Source organism: Luteibacter sp. W1I16 (genome assembly GCF_050434905.1).
Lineage (GTDB): Bacteria > Pseudomonadota > Gammaproteobacteria > Xanthomonadales > Rhodanobacteraceae > Luteibacter.
In genome coordinates this window covers 847,144-864,998 of the sequence record NZ_JBNDJJ010000001.1, presented here as the reverse complement: position 1 = coordinate 864,998, position 17,855 = coordinate 847,144, and the positions used below count along the sequence as shown (strand labels likewise).

15 protein-coding genes are annotated in these 17,855 nt (G+C 66.4%); 9 read left to right on the top strand and 6 right to left on the bottom strand.

The features are described 5' to 3' along the window. Positions 1 to 60 precede the first annotated feature (60 nt). Both QFZ41_RS03890 and QFZ41_RS03885 read left to right on the top strand, forming a co-directional pair. Positions 61 to 2,289: a DUF5916 domain-containing protein gene (locus QFZ41_RS03890; RefSeq protein ID WP_429197541.1), complete on the top strand. Its 2,229-nt coding sequence runs from the start codon at positions 61 to 63 to the stop codon at positions 2,287 to 2,289. 72 nt (positions 2,290 to 2,361) lie between these two features. Continuing rightward, positions 2,362 to 4,179 carry a glycoside hydrolase family 15 protein gene (locus QFZ41_RS03885; RefSeq protein ID WP_429197540.1) on the top strand — a complete coding sequence of 606 codons (1,818 nt, stop codon included), beginning with the start codon at positions 2,362 to 2,364 and terminating at the stop codon, positions 4,177 to 4,179. Here QFZ41_RS03885 and QFZ41_RS03880 read toward each other — a convergent pair. The 3 genes from QFZ41_RS03880 to QFZ41_RS03870 form a co-directional block, all read right to left on the bottom strand. After that, the gene (locus tag QFZ41_RS03880; protein WP_429197539.1) at positions 4,176 to 5,366 is read right to left on the bottom strand and encodes a DUF1501 domain-containing protein; all 1,191 of its coding nucleotides are present in this window, start codon (positions 5,364 to 5,366) and stop codon (positions 4,176 to 4,178) included. The two genes, QFZ41_RS03885 and QFZ41_RS03880, sit on opposite strands and share 4 nt — an antisense overlap. Positions 5,367 to 5,374: 8 nt before the next feature. After that, entirely contained in the window at positions 5,375 to 6,883 is a 1,509-nt protein-coding gene (locus QFZ41_RS03875) for a DUF1800 domain-containing protein (protein WP_429197538.1), read from the bottom strand. A gap of 89 nt (positions 6,884 to 6,972) precedes the next feature. Beyond that, positions 6,973 to 7,272: a hypothetical protein gene (locus QFZ41_RS03870; protein ID WP_429197537.1), complete on the bottom strand. Its 300-nt coding sequence runs from the start codon at positions 7,270 to 7,272 to the stop codon at positions 6,973 to 6,975. Between the two features lie 96 nt (positions 7,273 to 7,368). Here QFZ41_RS03870 and QFZ41_RS03865 point away from each other — a divergent pair, with 96 nt between their 5' ends. Then, the gene (locus QFZ41_RS03865; RefSeq protein WP_429197536.1) at positions 7,369 to 7,965 is read left to right on the top strand and encodes a class I SAM-dependent DNA methyltransferase; all 597 of its coding nucleotides are present in this window, start codon (positions 7,369 to 7,371) and stop codon (positions 7,963 to 7,965) included. Here the strand turns inward: QFZ41_RS03865 and QFZ41_RS03860 are convergent. Then, a complete protein-coding gene (locus tag QFZ41_RS03860; RefSeq protein WP_429197535.1) occupies positions 7,962 to 8,726 on the bottom strand; it encodes a CPBP family intramembrane glutamic endopeptidase in 765 nt (254 codons plus the stop codon). The genes QFZ41_RS03865 and QFZ41_RS03860 overlap by 4 nt on opposite strands. 121 nt (positions 8,727 to 8,847) lie before the next feature. On the opposite strand from QFZ41_RS03860, the gene QFZ41_RS03855 reads away from it, so the two are divergent. Next, positions 8,848 to 10,434 (top strand): TerC family protein, encoded by a 1,587-nt coding sequence (locus tag QFZ41_RS03855; RefSeq protein ID WP_429197534.1) that lies wholly within the window; start codon positions 8,848 to 8,850, stop codon positions 10,432 to 10,434. A 15-nt stretch (positions 10,435 to 10,449) separates the two neighbouring features. Here QFZ41_RS03855 and QFZ41_RS03850 read toward each other — a convergent pair whose 3' ends face one another. Continuing rightward, positions 10,450 to 10,878: an MAPEG family protein gene (locus QFZ41_RS03850; protein ID WP_429197533.1), complete on the bottom strand. Its 429-nt coding sequence runs from the start codon at positions 10,876 to 10,878 to the stop codon at positions 10,450 to 10,452. Positions 10,879 to 10,983: 105 nt separating this feature from the next. Here QFZ41_RS03850 and ypfJ point away from each other — a divergent pair, with 105 nt between their 5' ends. From ypfJ to QFZ41_RS03835, 3 genes are all read left to right on the top strand, one after another. After that, positions 10,984 to 11,853 carry a KPN_02809 family neutral zinc metallopeptidase gene (gene ypfJ, locus QFZ41_RS03845; RefSeq protein ID WP_429197532.1) on the top strand — a complete coding sequence of 290 codons (870 nt, stop codon included), beginning with the start codon at positions 10,984 to 10,986 and terminating at the stop codon, positions 11,851 to 11,853. A gap of 3 nt (positions 11,854 to 11,856) precedes the next feature. After that, on the top strand, positions 11,857 to 12,201 hold the full coding sequence (locus QFZ41_RS03840) for a YkgJ family cysteine cluster protein (RefSeq protein ID WP_429197531.1): 345 nt from the start codon (positions 11,857 to 11,859) through the stop codon (positions 12,199 to 12,201). Between the two features lie 787 nt (positions 12,202 to 12,988). Continuing rightward, positions 12,989 to 14,167: an IS30 family transposase gene (locus QFZ41_RS03835; protein WP_429197367.1), complete on the top strand. Its 1,179-nt coding sequence runs from the start codon at positions 12,989 to 12,991 to the stop codon at positions 14,165 to 14,167. 298 nt (positions 14,168 to 14,465) lie between these two features. On the opposite strand, the gene QFZ41_RS03830 is transcribed toward QFZ41_RS03835, so the two are convergent. Continuing rightward, a complete protein-coding gene (locus QFZ41_RS03830; protein WP_429197530.1) occupies positions 14,466 to 16,307 on the bottom strand; it encodes a DEAD/DEAH box helicase in 1,842 nt (613 codons plus the stop codon). A gap of 146 nt (positions 16,308 to 16,453) precedes the next feature. Here QFZ41_RS03830 and fghA point away from each other — a divergent pair, with 146 nt between their 5' ends. Both fghA and rimJ read left to right on the top strand, forming a co-directional pair. After that, complete coding sequence (fghA, locus tag QFZ41_RS03825; protein WP_429197529.1) at positions 16,454 to 17,302, top strand: S-formylglutathione hydrolase; 849 nt, start codon at positions 16,454 to 16,456, stop codon at positions 17,300 to 17,302. After that, positions 17,299 to 17,853, top strand: a complete 555-nt coding sequence (gene rimJ / locus QFZ41_RS03820; protein WP_429197528.1) for a ribosomal protein S5-alanine N-acetyltransferase — start codon at positions 17,299 to 17,301, stop codon at positions 17,851 to 17,853. Before fghA ends, rimJ begins: the two co-directional genes overlap by 4 nt. Positions 17,854 to 17,855: the final 2 nt, after the last annotated feature.

Here is a 17,855-nt window from a genome sequence, read left to right as displayed (position 1 = left end):
GGCAAACCTTTGCGGTTCCGGAGGCATCCTTTCCGTAAGTTCCCACGACCCGGATCGTCCATGCGCCGTCGCCTCGCCTTGTTCGCCCTTCTCTGTGTCGCCAGCGCCGCCGCGCACGCGGAGGTGACGATCGATGGCCATATCGATCCCGCCGAGTGGGCGGGCGCGAAACGCATCGTCGATTTCAGGGACACCCAGCCCAAGACGGGCAAGCCCGGCAGCCAGCCGACTGAGGCATGGATATTGTCCACGCCGAAAGGCCTGGCCGTGGCGATCCGCGTGACCCAGTCCGCCGACATCCCGCGCACGCGGCAGCAGGCCCGGCGTGACGAGAACGCGTTGGTCGACCGCATCAACGTGATGGTCGACTTCGACGCCGATGGCCGCGTGGGCTACGACTTCGAGGTGAAGTCGCAAGGCGGCGTCGCGGACGAAGTGATCACCAACGAGTCGGACTTCAGCTACGACTGGGACGGCCGCTGGGACCATGCCGTCAGCGAAGACGCCGAGGGTTACTCCGTGGAAGTGCTGATCCCGTGGTACATCGCGCCGATGCGCAAGGCCAACGGCGATACACGCACCATCGGCTTGTACATCGACCGCGTGATCGGCAGCACGGGCGAGCGCATGGCATGGCCCGCGGTGAGCTTCGACAACGGCCGCTTCCTCTCCAACTTTCAGCGCGTCGAATTGCCGGCGTACTCGCAGGCTCTGTTCGCCGTCACGCCCTATGTGGTGGGCAAGGTCGACCGCGCGCACGGCGGAACATCCTTCGAGCAAGGCGCGGACATCATCTGGAAGCCGAACGGGCAGACCCAGTTCACGGCGACGATCAACCCCGACTTCGGCCAGGTGGAAAGCGACGACCTCGTCGTGAATTTCTCGCCCGAGGAAACCTTCTTCACCGACAAGCGTCCGTTCTTCACCGAGAATCAGGGCATCTTCGACTTCAGCCTGCTCGATGACTACTCGCAGCTGGTGTATACGCGGCGCGTCGGCGGCGCCTCGGACGATGGCCGCGGGGCCGCCGACATTTCCGCGGCGGTGAAAGTCAACGGCAGTGTCGGTTCGACCAGCTACGGCATCCTCACCGCGCAGGAGAAGGGTGACGCGGGACGGTCCTTCGGCGCGTTCCGGCTCAGCCAGAACGTGGGCACGCAGACCTTCGGCATGCTCGCCACGCGGGTGAACCACCCGTACCTCGATCGCGACGCGAACGTGCTTGGCTTCGACCATCGCTGGCAGCCCAACGCGGCCTTCTCCATCACCAGCAACGTGGTCGGAAGCAAGATCGACCAGCCGCGCGCGGACAGCTCCGGCCTCGGCGCGACCAGCATCGCATTCTGGGAAATGAACGATGTCTGGAGCCAGCAATGGCTCGGCATGTACTTCGGCCGGCGCCTGGACATCGACGACTTCGGTTACCTGCCGCGCAACGACATGGAATACCTGCATTGGGAGGTGCGTCAGCGCGTGACCGGACTGCCGGAGGATTCCGCATACACCTCGCACATGTGGCACTACCGCATCTCGGCGCTGGACAACACGGAGGGCCGCGTGGTGCATCGCCGCTTCCGCATCCTGCGCGACAGCCAGCGCCGGGACGGAGGCGAGGAAGTGTGGCGGCTGGACGCATTCACGTCCGCCTACGACGACCTGCTCACGCGCGGCGGCAACGCACTGCACACGCCGCCGACCGCGAAGCTCACGTATGAGCGCGAGCGGCCGCGCGTCGGGCGCTGGGCGTGGGAGGCGGAAGGCTTCATCAGCGGCAACCAACTCACGGGCTACCATAGACTCGGTTATTACTTCAAGTTCACGCCGACGTATTTCATCACCGATGCCTTCAGCGTGTTCGCCGGCGCCAGCTACGAATGGGATCCGAACTGGCTCATCTGGCAGCACGACAACCTGGTGGGTTCCTTCGACGGCCGTACCGTCGGCATCGACAGCGGCGTGAACTGGAACCTGGGCAACAAGCAGGAACTGCGCATCAAGCTGCAGACGCTGGCGGTCGGCGCGAAGCTGCGGCAGGGCCTGGAAATCACGCCGACCGGAGGCGCGGTGCCGAGCGACGAGCCGGTCGACGACCTGGGCGTGGCCAACCTCGGCTTCCAGATCCGTTATCGCTACGAGATCGCCCCCTTGTCGAACCTCTACATCGTGTACAACCGCGGTGGCTATGTGGACGACACCAACGACGACGTCGATGCGCAGTTCCGCCGCGGCTTCAGCCTGAAGGACGTGAACGAAGGATTGGTGAAGGTGGCCTACCGGCTCGAGTTCTGACGCGCGGTTTACAGGCCCGCTTCACACCCGCTGTGGCATTCCTCCAGCCAGGGACGGCTTCCGGAGATCGTTGTGCCACATCGCCCGAACCCCAGACCGGGGCGCGCCATCGGTGACCACGGGATCATCGGCAACCTGGACACCGCGGCATTGGTGGCCACCGACGGCAGCATCGACTTCCTGTGCTGGCCACACCTGGACAGCCCGACCGTCTTCGCGGCGCTGCTCGATCCCGAACAGGGAGGCGAGTTTTCGGTGATGCCGGACCTGGAAGGCGCGCGGCGCAGGCAGCTTTACATTCCGGAGACCAACGTGCTGAGCACGCGCTGGATGTCCGACCGGGGCAGCGTGGAACTGACCGACTTCATGCCGCATCCGGAGACGGAGGCGCGCGTTCCCCGGAGCGTGGTCCGGCGCATCCGCGTATCGCGGGGCACCGTGCGTATCCGCGCCTGCTGCCGCCCTCGCCTGGACTACGCGAGATGCGTGCCCGAGGTCGCCAGGTATGGGGATTCCGTGGTGTTCCACGACGGCGCCCGCTCACTGCGCCTGGGCGCGACCGTGCCGCTCGAGACGGCTGATGGGGAGGCATCCGCGGCGTTCGAACTGACGCGCGGCGACGAGGCCTGGTTCGTGCTCTGCGACGAGGAGTGCGATCCACTGGACGCAGCGGAATGCCGGATCGCCCTTGAAGCGACAGCGGAAGCCTGGCGCGGTTGGACACGCCGTTCGAACTATCGCGGACGCTGGCGCGAGCGCGTGGACCGCTCCGCGCTCGTGCTGAAATTGCTCACGTCGCACGCGCACGGTTCGATCGCCGCGGCGGCCACGTTCGGCCTGCCCGAAGCGACCGGGGCCGGGCGCAACTGGGATTACCGCGCCACATGGATACGGGATGCCTCATTCACCGTATATGCCTTCATGCGCCTGGGATACGTCGAGGAGGCGGAACATTTCCGCCAATGGACCGAGGCGCGGATCATGGCGCTGGACGAAGACGCCGCCCTGCGCGTGATGTACGCACTCGACGGCGGCGAGGCGATGGCCGAGGGAACACTCGACCATCTCGCCGGCTACGCCCGCTCGCGACCCGTGCGCATCGGCAACGGCGCACGCACGCAGACCCAGTTGGACATCTTCGGTGAACTGATGGATAGCATCTACCTATCCAACAAATACGGCACCGCGATCAGCCATGCGGGCTGGGCGCACGTGCGGCGTCTGGTCGATCACGTGCGCGAGCGCTGGGGTGACGCCGACGAAGGCATATGGGAAATCCGTGACGAGCCACGGCATTTCCTGCATTCCCGCCTGATGTGCTGGGTGGCGCTGGATCGTGCCGTGCGCCTCGCGGGCAAACGTTCGCTGCCGGGTCCCGTGGTGGAATGGGCCGCCGAGCGCGATCGCATCGCCGACGACATCTGGGCGGACTTCCGGCATCCCGAGCACGGTTATTTCGTGCAGGCCAAAGGGGGCGGGGATCTCGACGCGTCGCTGCTGATGATGCCCCTGGTCCGCTTCGTCTCGGCGACCGATCCGGTGTGGCTGAAGACGCTGGATGCGATCGGTGAACAGCTCACCGACGACGGCCTGGTGTTTCGCTACCGCAATGCCGACGGCCTGGAAGGGGGAGAAGGAGCGTTCACGACGTGCACGTTCTGGTACGTGGAATGCCTCGCACGGGCGGGGCGCTTGCACGAGGCGCGCGAGATCATGGCGCGTGGCGTTCTCTACGCAAACCACCTGGGCCTGTTTTCCGAAGAACTCAGCCTGCTCGGCGAGCCGCTGGGCAACTTTCCACAGGCGCTCACCCATCTGGCGTTCATCAGTGCCGCCTATTACCTGGACAGGCAGCTATCGCATCCGGAAGGCCAGGTCTGGCAGCCCTAGACCAGTTGCAGGTCGTGGGTGTTCGCGCCGGGAAAGACCCTGGCGAGGTCGGCATCGGACAGGCCGTACATGCGCCGCATCAGTCCGGCCAGTACGTCACGGTAGTTGTTCAACACGGGATAGTCGCGGTTCTGCAGGAGGTTCGCCGCGTCGACCGCCACCTGTCGCCCGGCGATGCGGCCACCGGCGACCTTGCCCCCTAGCACCCAGTACGCGGTGCCATGGCCGTGATCGGTCCCTTTGTTGCCGTTCTCGCGGAAGGTGCGGCCGAACTCCGAGACCACGACCACCACGGTATCGTTCCATTCGGCGTCGCCCAGGCCGTCGGCGAACGCGGCCAGGCCCTTGCCGAGGTTGTCCAGGTTATTCGCCAGTTGCCCGTTCGCGCCGCCCTGGTTGACGTGCGTGTCCCAGCCGCCCACGTCGACGAAGCCCAGGCGAAAGCGGTCGCGCATCAACGTGGCCATGCGCTGCCCCTGCTGGGCGAAGCCCCGCGCGTTCACGGCACCGCGACTCGCGGCGACCATTTCCGCCTGCAGGTCCAGGGCCACTTGCTGGCGCAATGCGAGGCCATCGGTGGCGGCCGCCTGCAGGGGCGTGCCCCGGTACATCCCGGCCAGGATCTTCGCCTGCCGGTCGTCGAACACGGCCTTGCCGCCGCCCTTCAGGGAGATGTTGGGCACATCGCCGGCGCCGCGGAACGTGAGCGGCAACGCGTCGGTGAAAGCGATCGGTGGCACGCCGCGCAACACCGAGGAAAGCCGCCCCATGAATCCCGAGCCATAGCTTCGCGCAGACGAGGGCTGGCCGGACTCGATATCGTCCTGCGTTTCGAAGTGGCTGCGCGAGAGATCGTCCGTGCCGGCGAAGGGGATGAAGGCGAGCTGGCGCTTGTTCCACAGTGGCCCCATCGAGTCGTGCAGCACCGGGGTCAGGCCCCATGTCGCATCGAGCGCACGTACGGCGTCGGGATCGCCCGGCGTTGGCGCCGCCAGAGCGATGGTCGGCCGCGACTCATGGTAGAAGTCGCTCGAGTACGGCACCAGCAGATTGTTGGAGTCGTAGCCTCCGCGCAGGAACACCAGCAGGAAGCGCGGCGACGAGGGCGGCGCGGCGAACACCGTGCCCCCGAGGGTAAGGGCGGGGATACCCGCGGCCAGGGCGAGGAGGAACTGGCGGCGATCCATGGCGGGCCTCAGCGGTAATTGAATTCGGGAGACGAAAGCAGGAACGTGTTCCATTCCTGTTGCGAAGTGGCCTGCGCGAGCGCGTCACGGGTTTTCTGGCCCAGCATGGGTTCGATCGTGGCGTAGTACGTGGGCGTGGTCAGTTGAGGAAATCCACCGCGCGTGCGCTTGCCTTCATCGTCCAGATCGAAAAGGTGGTTCGCCCCGCTGCCGATGGCGCGGGCGATCTCGAAGCGCTTCGCCACCTGCCCGGAACTCGACCATTCCGAATCCGCCATCGGCCACCCGTCCGGCGTGATCCGGCCGAAGGGCGCCTGGCCGAGCTGGCCGATCCAGTTCACGAGGGGACGCGGGTTCGGCACGGGCTTGCCGTCGTAGGCCAGCCGCATCGCCGACACGAGGAACTGCGTCGGGTCTTTATAGCGCTTGCCTAGCGAGGCGACGAAAGCCTTCGATTCCAGCATGGTCTTCACCACGGCGGCGATATCGCCGTCGGTGCGGCGGAACGTTTTCGCCATGCTCTTGATGAGTTCCGGCGGCGGATCGTCGGCGACGAAATACTTCGCGATCCTGGTGGAGACGAAGGTCGCGCAAGCAGGACGGCTTACGATCAGGTCGACGGCTTTCTCCACTTCGTCGAAGCCGCCACCATGCACCGTCGTGCCAAGCAGCAACTTGTCGCTGAAGTCGTGGCGGTTCGGATTGAACTCGAAGGCGCCTTCCTTGACGTAATACGGTTGCAACGCCGGTCGGATCTTGCGCGGCTGCCCATCGAAGTCGACACCCACGCCCGTGAGCACGCGCGCGAGGTTCTGCACGTCGGCCTGCGTGTAGCCACCGTCCACGCCGAGGGTGTGCAGTTCCATCAACTCGCGCGCGTAGTTCTCGTTGACCTTGTCGCGCGCGTTCTGCGCGTTGTCGAGGTATTCGAGCATGGCCGGGCTTTTCAGGGTGGCCAGCACGAGGTCGCGGAACTTGCCCAGGGCGTGGGGCCTGATCGTGTTCTGCGCGTAATCCGCTACCAGCCAGCGCACACGGCCCTTGTTCTGGAAGACGCTGAAGTGATTCAGCCAGAACCACACGAGTTGCTCGCGCAACTGGTTCTCGTCGTAGATCGCATGAAGGAGTTCGCTTGCCTGGGCATCCTGCGCGTAACCGTTACCTTGCTTCTGCAAGGCCTTGCGCGCCTCCTGCTTCGCGTCGCCATCGGGCATGCCGTTGATCTGCCGGTATTGCTCGCGCACCTGTGCGAGCAAGGTCGCGGAGGGCGTCTTCATCGCGTCGAAGCCATCGATCTGCGCGCGCACGTCGGCGGGCAAGGCGTCCTGTCCGGGATGCAACTGCTCGTCGAGGAAGCGCCGCTTGCCGAGTTCGCGGAAGCGGGCGAGGGTGGCGGAGTCGACACCGAACGTGATCCTGTCGAGCCAGGCGACGTCTTCCTTCGACACGGCGTCGTCGCGCGCGGCGGCCGGCGCCGCGGCCAGGGCGAGCAGGAACGCGACGGTGAGCGGTCGCATGGCATCTCCGTGTCCGGCGGTGTGTCCACCTTAAACGGAGTGGGTGGCGGAAGGTTTACTCCCGCCTGAGCGCGGGATCTTGCGAACCGCTAGATCTCGTTCTCGTCCGGACCGATGAACTCGATGGCGGCTTCCCGCGTGCCGGCGGTTTCCTCCGCGACCTCACGCACGCGCTCGCCTACCTTGTCATTGGGTACCTCGACCTCCAGCGTGTACGTGCGTGAACTCATGTCGTCGGAGAGGTTCTGCGAACTCGAGTCATCACGGAAGTCGTTCATGAAATCGTCGATTTCCTCGACGCGTTCCACCCGATCGATGCCGTGGATGGCGTTGGCCACGTCGTCGAAGATGTCGCGGTCGCCGGTGATGCGGAGCAGGACTCGGGGCATGGGATTCTCCTGGGTCGATACGAGGCGATGCTGCGTGGTGGCATGTATGCCGGAAGTGTAGGCCCCGCTAACATGGATGTTTTGGACGGCCGTGCCATGACGAAGACCTACGACCAGGCCTATTACGACAAGTGGTATCGCAGTGCGGGCCATGCCGTGCGTTCGCCGGCCGAATTGCAGCGCAAAGTGGCGATGGTGCTGGGCCAGGCGGAGTTCTACCTGGGCCGGCCGGTGCGCAACGTGCTCGACATCGGTTGCGGAGAGGCCCCCTGGCGGGCCGTGCTGCGTCGGTTACGGCCGGGCATCGCGTATCGCGGGCTCGAAGCGAGCGAATATGCGGTCACCCGGTACGGGCGCTCGCGCCAGATCGGCTACGCGCGCTTCGGCCAGCTGGCCGAGTTGCGTTTCGACACCCGGTTCGACCTGATCGTCTGCACCGACGTGCTGCATTACCTGAAGCCCGCCGAGATCCGCGCGGGCCTGGCCGGCATCGGCGACATGGTGGAAGGGCTGGCCTTCCTCGAGGTCTACACGCGCGAGGACGATCCCGGTGGCGACCGCGAAGGCTTCTTCGGCCGGCCGGCGCGGTGGTACCGCGAGGCCTTCAACGAAGTGGGCCTGATCCCGGTCGGTTCACAGTGCTATGCCAGTCCGAGGCTGGCGCGCCACGTGGCTTCGCTGGAACGCCTCTAGGCCGCCGAGAACCAGGCGATCGTCGCCAGTGCGTTGTTCGCGGCATGCGCGATGAACGCCGGCCACAACGAGCCGCTGTGCACGCGGAGCCAGGCGCAGAACAGCCCGACCAGGACCAGGTTGGGCACGGCGTACCACAGCCAGTCGAGGTCGGGCAGGTGGACCATGCCGAAGACCAGGGCGGATAGCATGATCGCCCAGCCATCGCCAAGGCGGGTACGCAGGATCGACAAAAGGGCGCCGCGAAACAACAATTCTTCCACGGCCGGCCCCGCCAGCACCGCCACCGGCAGCAGGGCGATGCGCATGCCGACATGGGCCTTGTCGGCGATGTCGCTGACCGCCTGGGTCACCTCGCGATCGCCAGCCAGGAACTGGGTCAGCAGGCCGCCGAGGATCGGAGCCGCGATGCCCAGGGCGGTGGCCATCGCCACGAACCGTCCGGACGGTGGCGTGAAGCCGAGCCCGGCCGGGCCCGCGTCCGTGGCGTGGCGGCCCCAGCGGCGGAGCAGAAGCCAGAAGATCAGCCCGGCCGAACAGGCCAGCGTGAGGATCACCACGACGATCAGGCGATCGGGCGCTTCGGGCACCCGGTCCGGGAAGTACCGGGCCAGCTGCATGGAGATGCCGCCGAACAGGCCGCCGAAACCGATCTGGAGGCCGAAGTAGGCGGCGATGCAGAGGATCGTCTCGATGACGCCGGGCGTCCGCGGCGGGTCCTGCACGGACGCGGCGGAGAGAGGGATGTAATCGTGAGCCATGGCTCACCCTAGCCGAGGGCCCGTGGGGTCGCAACGGCGCTTACGGCACAGTCCGTCACGCGGCCCCTGTATAGTTGACCGTCCCTGAAGGAGGAAGACGGGCGCCCCGACGCGCCGACCCATGTTTGCATTCGACTGGTTAGCCGACCCTTCGGCCTGGGCGGGACTCCTCACGCTGATCGTGCTGGAGATCGTGCTCGGCATCGATAACCTGGTGTTTGTGGCGATCCTCGCCGACAAGCTCCACGCGCGCCAACGCGACCACGCCCGCCTGCTCGGCCTGGGCCTGGCGCTGGTGATGCGCCTGTGCCTGCTCGCCGCCATGTCCTGGCTGGTGACACTCACGCGCCCCTTGTTCGAATGGAACGGCTTCGGCCTGTCCTGGCGCGACGTCATCCTGCTGGTCGGCGGCGCCTTCCTGTTGTTCAAGGCCACGCTCGAACTGCACGAGCGCCTGGAGGCTTCCGAACATGACGAAGGACGCAACGGCCGCCGCGCCAGTTTCTGGCTGGTCGTCGCGCAGATCGTCGTCCTCGACGCGGTGTTCTCGCTCGACTCGGTGATCACCGCCGTCGGCATGGTGGATCACCTCTCGATCATGATGATCGGCGTGGTCGTCGCCATGGCCCTGATGATCACGGCGAGCAAGCCGCTCACCGTTTTCGTCAACGCGCGTCCGACGGTGGTGATCCTTTGCCTGTCGTTCCTGTTGATGATCGGTTTCAGCCTCATCGCGGAAGGCTTCGGCTTCCACATTCCGAAGGGCTATCTGTACGCCGCGATCGGCTTCTCGATCATGATCGAGGTGTTCAACCAGACGATGCGGCGCAATCGCCGGCGCTCGCTGCTGGTCGGCGGCCGGATCATGCGCGACCGCACGGCCAAAGCCGTGTTGCGCCTGCTCGGCGGCGCGCCGGACGAGGAAGGCGATGCCAGCAAGGGTGGCAAGGGCGACGGCGCCACCGAGGTCGCGGAGACGGCGGTGTTCGGCAAGGACGAGCTGGAGATGGTGCAAGGCGTGCTGGATCTCTCCCAGCGGCCGGTGCGTTCGATCATGACGCCACGTACCGAGATCGTCTGGGTCGATCCCGGTGAAGACCTGCCGACGCTGCTGAGCGAAGCGCGTGAGTCACCGCATCACTGGATGCTCGTGGCCCATGGCGACCTCGATGAACTGGTCGGTGTGGTGTCGTCACGTGACCTCCTGGCGAGCCTGGCGGACCATGGCCGCCTGGACACGGAAACGGTCGTGCGCAAGCCGATCACGGTGCTCGAATCGCTGAGCGTGTTGCGCCTGATCGACGAGTTCCGCCGAGCCTCCTTGCAGGTGGCGCTGGTGGTGGACGAATACGGCAGCATCCTCGGCGTGGTCACCCCGGCCGACGTGCTCGAGGTGATCGCCGGCGAGTTTCCGGACGAGAGCCGCGAGGGCGACCCCTCCGCGGTAAGCGAACCCGATGGCGCCTGGCTGCTCGATGCCAGCCTCGACGTGCGTCGCGTGGAACACCTGCTGGGCCATCGCCTGCCTGGCGCGGGCGACGGCAATTTCTCGACGCTGGCCGGTTTCGTGTTGCAACGGTTGGGCCGCCTGCCCACCGCGGGCGACCGCTTCGAGTCCGACGGGCTCGAATTCGAGGTCACCGCGATGGAAGGCGCACGCATCCAGCGAGTGCGCGTGCTGGCGCTGGCGCGGGACGACGAGGACTAGAGGCCGCGCACCGGCTCAGACGGCCGCCGCGTCCTCCGCGGGCGCGGCGTTGTTCTCCATGATCGCCATGCCGATTCCGCCCGCGGCCATCAGCACCAGCGCGGCCCAGGCGATCATCGAGACCAGGTAGCCCGGGCCCCGGCGCGATGGATCGCGCAAATAGGCCAGGGCGTACCAGACGCGGCCCGCCAACCAGACCATGCCTGCGATTCCGGCCCACAGCGGATCCACGTACTGCGCGGCCAGCCACAGGGCCGGAATGAACATCACCGCGTTCTCGAGGGTATTCATCTGCACACGCCAGGCGCGCTCGAACGCGGGATCGCCCGAGATCGAAGGGGCCTTGATGCCATAACGTTCACGCGCCCGGCCTACCATCCAGACCGTGGCGAACATCAGGAGCAGGGTGAGCAAGGTGACGACGGCAGGGAGCTGACTGGTCATGAAACGATCCGGGGGGCGACATCAGCCGCGGAGTGTACCGGCAACGGTCCGTGCGATCATGCCGACCGCGTCTCGCTTGGGACGCATTCACGGGAGGGCGATGCCATGCTTTGGCAAAAAGGCCGTAGAAGCGACAACGTGGAAGACGCCGGCCAGGGCGGCGGCGGTGGGCCGTCTTTTGGCGGCAGGGGCCTGGGCATCGGCGGCATCGTCATCCTCGCCATCCTGGGACTGGTCTTCTTCAAGGATCCCACGGCGCTGCTGGGGCAGGGCGACCCGGGGGCGGCACCCACGCCGCAAACCCAGCAGGCACCTCACCAGGCGGCTTCGAACGACCCGCAGGTCGATTTCGTGCGCGCCATCCTGGGCGAGACCGAGGACACCTGGGGCGAGATCTTCGCCGCCAATGGCCAGCAGTACGAGCAGCCGAAACTGGTGCTGTTCCGCAACGGCGTACGCACGGCCTGCGGCTCGGCGTCGTCCGCGGTCGGCCCGTTCTATTGCCCTGGCGACCATCGGGTGTACCTCGACCTGGGCTTCTTCCAGGACATGCAGGCGCGCTTCCACGAGGCAGGGGATTTCGCTCGCGCCTATGTCATCGCCCACGAGGTCGGACACCACGTGCAGAACCTCGTCGGCGTGTTCGACAAGGTGAGCGACGCCCGTCGCCGTGGGGCGCGGCTCGAAGGAGCATCGGGTTTGTCCGTGCGCCAGGAATTGCAGGCGGATTGCTTCGCCGGCGTATGGGCGAATCATTCGCAGCAGCGCCAGCACTGGTTGCAACCGGGTGACATAGAATCCGCGATCAACGCGGCCACGGCGATCGGTGACGACGCCTTGCAGGAGCAATCCCAGGGTAGGGTCGTGCCCGATTCCTTCACCCATGGCACGTCGGCCCAGCGCGTGCGTTGGTTTCGCACGGGCCTGGAAAGCGGCGACATCGGCAAGTGCAACACGTTCTCCGGCACGATCTGAACCATGACTCATCCTTGCCTGCGCTGCGGCGCATGCTGCGCGACGTACCGCGTCGCCTTCCATTGGCTGGAAACGGACGTGGCCGGCGGCGTGACGCCGGCCAACCTCACCGAGCACCTCGACCCGCATCGCGTGGCGATGCACGGCACGAATGCATACGAACCGCGATGCAAATCGCTGGTGGGCGAGGTAGGCGTGGCCGCCCACTGCGGCGTTTACGCGGTGCGTCCGTCGCCATGCCATGAACTGCAACCGGCATGGGAAAACGGGGAGCCGAGCCCTCAATGCGACAAGGCGCGCATCCGCCACGGCATGCCGCCATTAACTCCAGCCGATTTCGCGACATAAGCCCCGCCCCGGCGAAAGCTCTGGTGGGAGCCGACCCTGTCGGCGATCCCGCGGCAGCGGGCCGGCGGTGGGGCAGAGCCGTCGGCCGCCACCCTCGTCGCTCCGAGCTGCACCGTCGCTTGGGAAAGGATGCCGCTGCGCGGCCATGTCTGATGGCTGACGCCCCGTCGCGCCCGTCACGCCGGGCGGGGTTTCCGACTCGCCTTCCTGGCTCGGCGGAAACGGCCGGCCCTCCCTGGCCGGCCCCCTGACGGGCCTTTTCGCCCGGCGCTCCTCGGTTCCACAAGTCGCGCCGAGGGTGGCGGCCGACGGCTCGTCCGGGCACTGAGGGGTTGTGTGGCAAGAGCAAACGCCCACGACCTGGGCAAGCGATTCCGTGTGAATCCGCTCGCCCTTACCCGGGTGGGAAGCGGGCTGGCCCGCGATTCGCCACCCTGTGTCGAGCGAATGAGGCGGTGCATCGCAACCGAGCGAGCGGTAAAAGCTTGGCCCGATCACCGCAAAGCTTCCTTTGCCAGCAAGAAGATTGAGGACTCGCGGGCCAGCCCGCTTCCCACCCCGGGTGCGGCAACCGGTAAGGGCAGACGGCTCTTCCCCACCAACCCACCGCAGTGTCGAGTGAGCTGCCGGGCGCCACCCTCGGCGCGACATGAGGAGCCGAGGAGGGGCGGGTGGAAAAGGCCCGAAGGGGATCGGCCATGGATGGCCGATCGTTTTCGCTGAGCCACGGGGTGATCTCAACCGATCGATGCAACACCGTAGTCTGATCAAGACGGAGGTGGGCATCATGAGCAGAGCAGTCAGGCTTTGGCGTCATTTGTCGACGGCGGACCGTGAACGGATCTGGGCGGACTGGCGGGCCGGCGTGTCGCCCGCGGCCATCGGCCGGTCGCTGGATCGGCACCCTGAGACGATTCACTACGTGTTGAAGAAGCACGGCGGATTCGCCCCACCGCCTCGGAAGCGGGCGGCCCAGGCGCTTCAGTTGGCGGATCGCGAAGAGATTTCCCGCGGCTTGTGTCAGGGCCATTCCCTGCGCCGGATCGCCCAGAGCCTGGGGCGAGCCCCCTCCAGCATCAGCCGTGAGGTGAGACGTAACGGAGGCCGTGAGGCCTATCGCGCGGCGAATGCCGACCAGCGAGCCTGGGCGCAGGCCAAACGACCCAAGGCGTGCCTGCTGGCCCGCCACGGCGCCCTTCGTCGCGTGGTCGCCCACAAGCTGGCCCATCGCTGGGCACCCCAGCAGATCAGCGGATGGCTTGCCCGACGCTATCCAGACAACGACAGTATGCGGGTGTCCCACGAAACCATTTATCGAAGCCTGTTCATCCAGGCCCGCGGCGTGCTTAAAAAGCAGCTCCTGGCGCATCTGCGCACCCAGCGATCGGTCCGTTACCCGCAGGCGCAGGGGCGTCACGGCAAGGGCCGCAAGGGCGGCCCTAACCTGATTGCCCAGGCCCTGACGATCAGCCAGCGCCCCGCCGAAGCGAATGACCGGGCGGTACCCGGTCACTGGGAAGGCGACCTGCTAGCCGGCACGATCCACTCGCATATCGTCACGCTCGTGGAGCGGCGATCACGCTTCGTGATGCTGATCAAAATTCCCGCTCGCGACAGTGCGACCGTCGTGGATGCCGTGGCTAAACACATCCGCCGGCTGCCGGCCGAGCTGAAGCGCTCGCTGACCTGGGATCGCGGTCCGGAGATGTACCAGCACCAGCGTTTCAAACTGGCCACCGACCTGCAGATCTATTTCTGCGACCCGCATAGTCCCTGGCAACGCGGATCCAACGAAAACACCAACGGCTTGCTTCGCCAGTACTTCCCCAAGGGCCAGGATCTAAGCCATTACACCCAGGCCCAGCTCAACGCCGTGGCTAAGGAACTTAACCAGCGACCGCGGCAGACGCTGGACTTCCAGACCCCTGCCGAGGTACTCAATCAAACCGTTGCATCGACCGGTTGAGATCGCCGGAGGGCGAATCGAAAACCCCCGCCCGACCGTCCGAGCCCGAAGGGGCGCCAGCCATAAGACACGGCCGCGTAGCGGCATCCTTTCCCAAGGGACGGCACCGCCTGTCGCGCCGAGGGTGGCGTCCGGCAGCTCCCCCGCCACGCCGCACACAGCGAGTGCGAGGGCGAAGCCGAGCCCTCAGAAGCGCGAAGTACTGGCCCGCTGCCGCGGGATCGCCGCTGAAGCGGCTCCCACCAGGGTTGGATCCCACCAAAAGAAAAGGCCTCGTTTCCGAGGCCTTTTCGATCGATCAGTAGTCGCGCTTCTTGCGCGGGGGTTTGCCGCCGCCGCTGGCACCCGGGCGGGCGCCGGAGGGACGGAAGCCGCTGCGCTGGGGCGGACGCGAGGCGCCGCCGCCACCGCTCTGCGGTGCTTCCTTGCCGTCCCACTCGGCGATCTTCAACTGCTGTTGCGCGACCCACACCTTCTTCAGGTGGTTGAAGGTCTCCGCCGGCATGCCGTCCGGAAGGTCGATCAGGCTGTAGTCGTCACGAATGCTGACGCGGCCGATGAACTTCGCTTCCACGCCGCCCTCGTTGGCGATCGCGCCGACGATGTTGCCCGGCTTCACGCCGTGCTCATGGCCGACCTCGATGCGATAGGTGCGCTTGCCGGCCTCGGTCACGTGCGGACGGGGCTGGCGCATGCCTTCACGCACCGGGCGGCGATCGTTGAAGTCGCCGCCATCGCGCGACGGACGCTCACGCTCGTACTCGCGCGGCGGCCGTTCCGTGTATTCACGCTTGGCTGGCGGTTCGAGCAGCAGCGGCTGGTCGCCCTGGGCGATGCGCGCCAGCGCGGCGGCGATCTCGATCGCCGGCACGTCGTGTTCCTGCTCGTACTTTTCCACCAACTGCTGGAAGAGGCCGAGGTCACCCGTGGCCAGCGTATCGGTGATGCGCTGGTTGAACTTGTTGACGCGGGTGTCGTTCACCGCTTCGATGGTGGGCAGCTGCATCTGCTCGATCGGCTGGCGTGTCGCACGCTCGATCTGGCGGAGCAGGTTCTTCTCGCGCGGCGTCACGAAGAGGATCGCTTCGCCACTGCGGCCCGCGCGGCCGGTGCGGCCGATGCGGTGCACGTACGACTCCGTGTCGTGCGGGATGTCGTAGTTCAGCACGTGGCTGATGCGTTCGACGTCGAGGCCGCGTGCGGCGACATCCGTGGCGATCAGGATGTCGAGCTTGCCGGTTTTCAGCTGGTCGATGACGCGCTCGCGCTGTGCCTGGGCGATGTCGCCGTTGATCGCGGCGGCGGCGAAACCGCGCGCCTGCAGCTTGCTGGCGAGTTCTTCGGTGGCGGACTTGGTGCGCGCGAAGACGATCATCGCGTCGAAGCTTTCGGCTTCGAGGATGCGCGTGAGCGCGTCGAGCTTGTGCACGCCGCTGACCCACCAGTAGCGCTGGCGGATGTTCGCCGCGGTGGTGGTCTTGTTCTTGATCGTGACTTCGACCGGCTCTTTCAGGTAGGTCTGCGCGATGCGGCGGATCGGGGCCGGCATGGTCGCGGAGAACAAGGCCACCTGACGGCTGGCGGGCGTCGCCTGTAGCAGCTTCTCGACGTCGTCGATGAAGCCCATGCGGAGCATCTCGTCGGCCTCGTCGAGCACCATGAAGCGCAGGCCCGAGAGATCGAGCGTGCCCTTGTCGAGGTGATCGATGACACGGCCGGGCGTGCCGACGATGACCTGGGCGCCGCGCTTCAGGCCCTGCAACTGCGGGCCGTAGCTCTGGCCGCCGTAGATCGGCAACACCTGGAAGCCGGGCAGGTAGGTGGCGTACTTCTGGAACGCCTCGGCCACCTGGATGGCCAGCTCACGCGTGGGTGCGAGCACCAGCGCCTGCGGCTTGTTGCCGGCCTTCAGGTCGATGCGCGACAGCACGGGCAGCGCGAACGCCGCCGTCTTGCCGGTACCGGTCTGCGCCTGGCCGATGACGTCACGGCCTTCGAGCAGGGCCGGGATGGTGGCGGCCTGGATGGGGGAAGGGGTCTCATAGCCCACTTCGGTCAGCGCGCGCACGACGTTCGCGTCGAGCGCGAGCGCGCTGAAACCGGGCAGGGCCGGAGCGTTATTTGTATCGGGGGATGACATGGCGACCTCGAAAGGGGCGCGGCGGCGACATTCGGCGCCGGGCAGTAAAGGTATTGTAGCAGCGATGTGCGTGGTTCGCCGTGGGTCGTGGCCCTCTCGCGTGACGGCGTTACACTCTTTGGTCAGCTTCGGTAAGGGACGGGCAGATGACGGCGATCGAGACGGTGTCGGAACAGCGTTGCTTCGGCGGTGTTCAAGGCTTTTATTCACACGTTTCCGACGCGTGCGGCGGTCCCATGCGCTTCGCCGTCTACCTGCCCCCGGCGGCCGAACACGGCCCCGTCCCGGTGCTCTGGTTCCTGGCCGGACTGACCTGCACGGCCGAGACCTTCACGATCAAGGGTGGTGCGCAGCGCATGGCGGCGGAACGGGGCCTGGCCCTGGTCATGCCCGACACGAGCCCTCGTGACACCGGCCTGGCGGGAGCCACTGGCGACTGGGAGTTCGGCGAAGGCGCGGGCTTCTACCTCGACGCCACCGAGACACCGTGGAGCGCGCGCTTTCGGATGTACAGCTACGTCGTGGACGAGTTGCCGCGCCTCCTGGCCGAGCGATTCCCGCTGGACCTGGGGCGGCAAGGCATTTTCGGCCACTCCATGGGTGGTCATGGCGCGCTCGTGATCGCGCTGCGCAATCCCGGCCGCTACCGTTCGCTTTCGGCCTTCGCCCCGATCGTGGCACCCGCCAGCGTTCCATGGGGCCACAAGGCCTTTTCCCGCTATCTGGGCGCGGACCGGTCGGCCTGGGCGAGGTACGACGCCACGCAGCTGGTCGAGGACGGTGCCCGGTTCGACGGAACGATTCTGGTGGACCAGGGCGAAGCCGATGGATTCCTGCTGGATCAGCTGCAACCCCAGCGCTTCGAGGCCGCCTGCGAAGAAGCCGGCCAGCCCCTCGACCTGCGCATGCGCCCGGGCTACGACCACAGTTACTACTTCATCCAAACCTTCCTCGAGGACCATCTCCGCCACCATGCGAAAGCATTGACCGCATGAGCGAGCCCATCCGGATGCGCACCTCGCGCACGGTGATCCGCCTGCTCGACGTGGAGGAAGCGGAACTCCTGCAGCGCTATCGCGTGGAGAACCGGGACCACCTCGCGCCGTGGGAACCGTTGCGCGGCACATCGCATTTTTCATTGGAAGGCTGCCGGCAGGCGATCGAAGCGGGACTCGAAGCGGCGCGTGCCGATCGGGGTTATCCGTTCGCGGTGTTGACGCCCGACGGTGGCGAGATGATCGCCAGCTTCACCTTCGCCAATGTGGTGCGCGGCGTGTTCCAGGCCTGTCACCTCGGCTATGGCATCGCGCGGCGGCACGAAGGCAAGGGATTGATGTACGAAGCCATCGATGCGGGCATCCGCTATGCGTTCGGGCCGCTGGATTTCCATCGCGTGATGGCGAACTACATGCCCCGCAACGACCGCAGTGGCCGGCTCCTCGAACGCCTGGGCTTCGAGAAGGAAGGCTATGCGAAGCGCTATCTGAAGATCGATGGCCTGTGGGAGGACCACGTCCTCACGGCGAAGATCCGGGCGCAGGGCTGAGC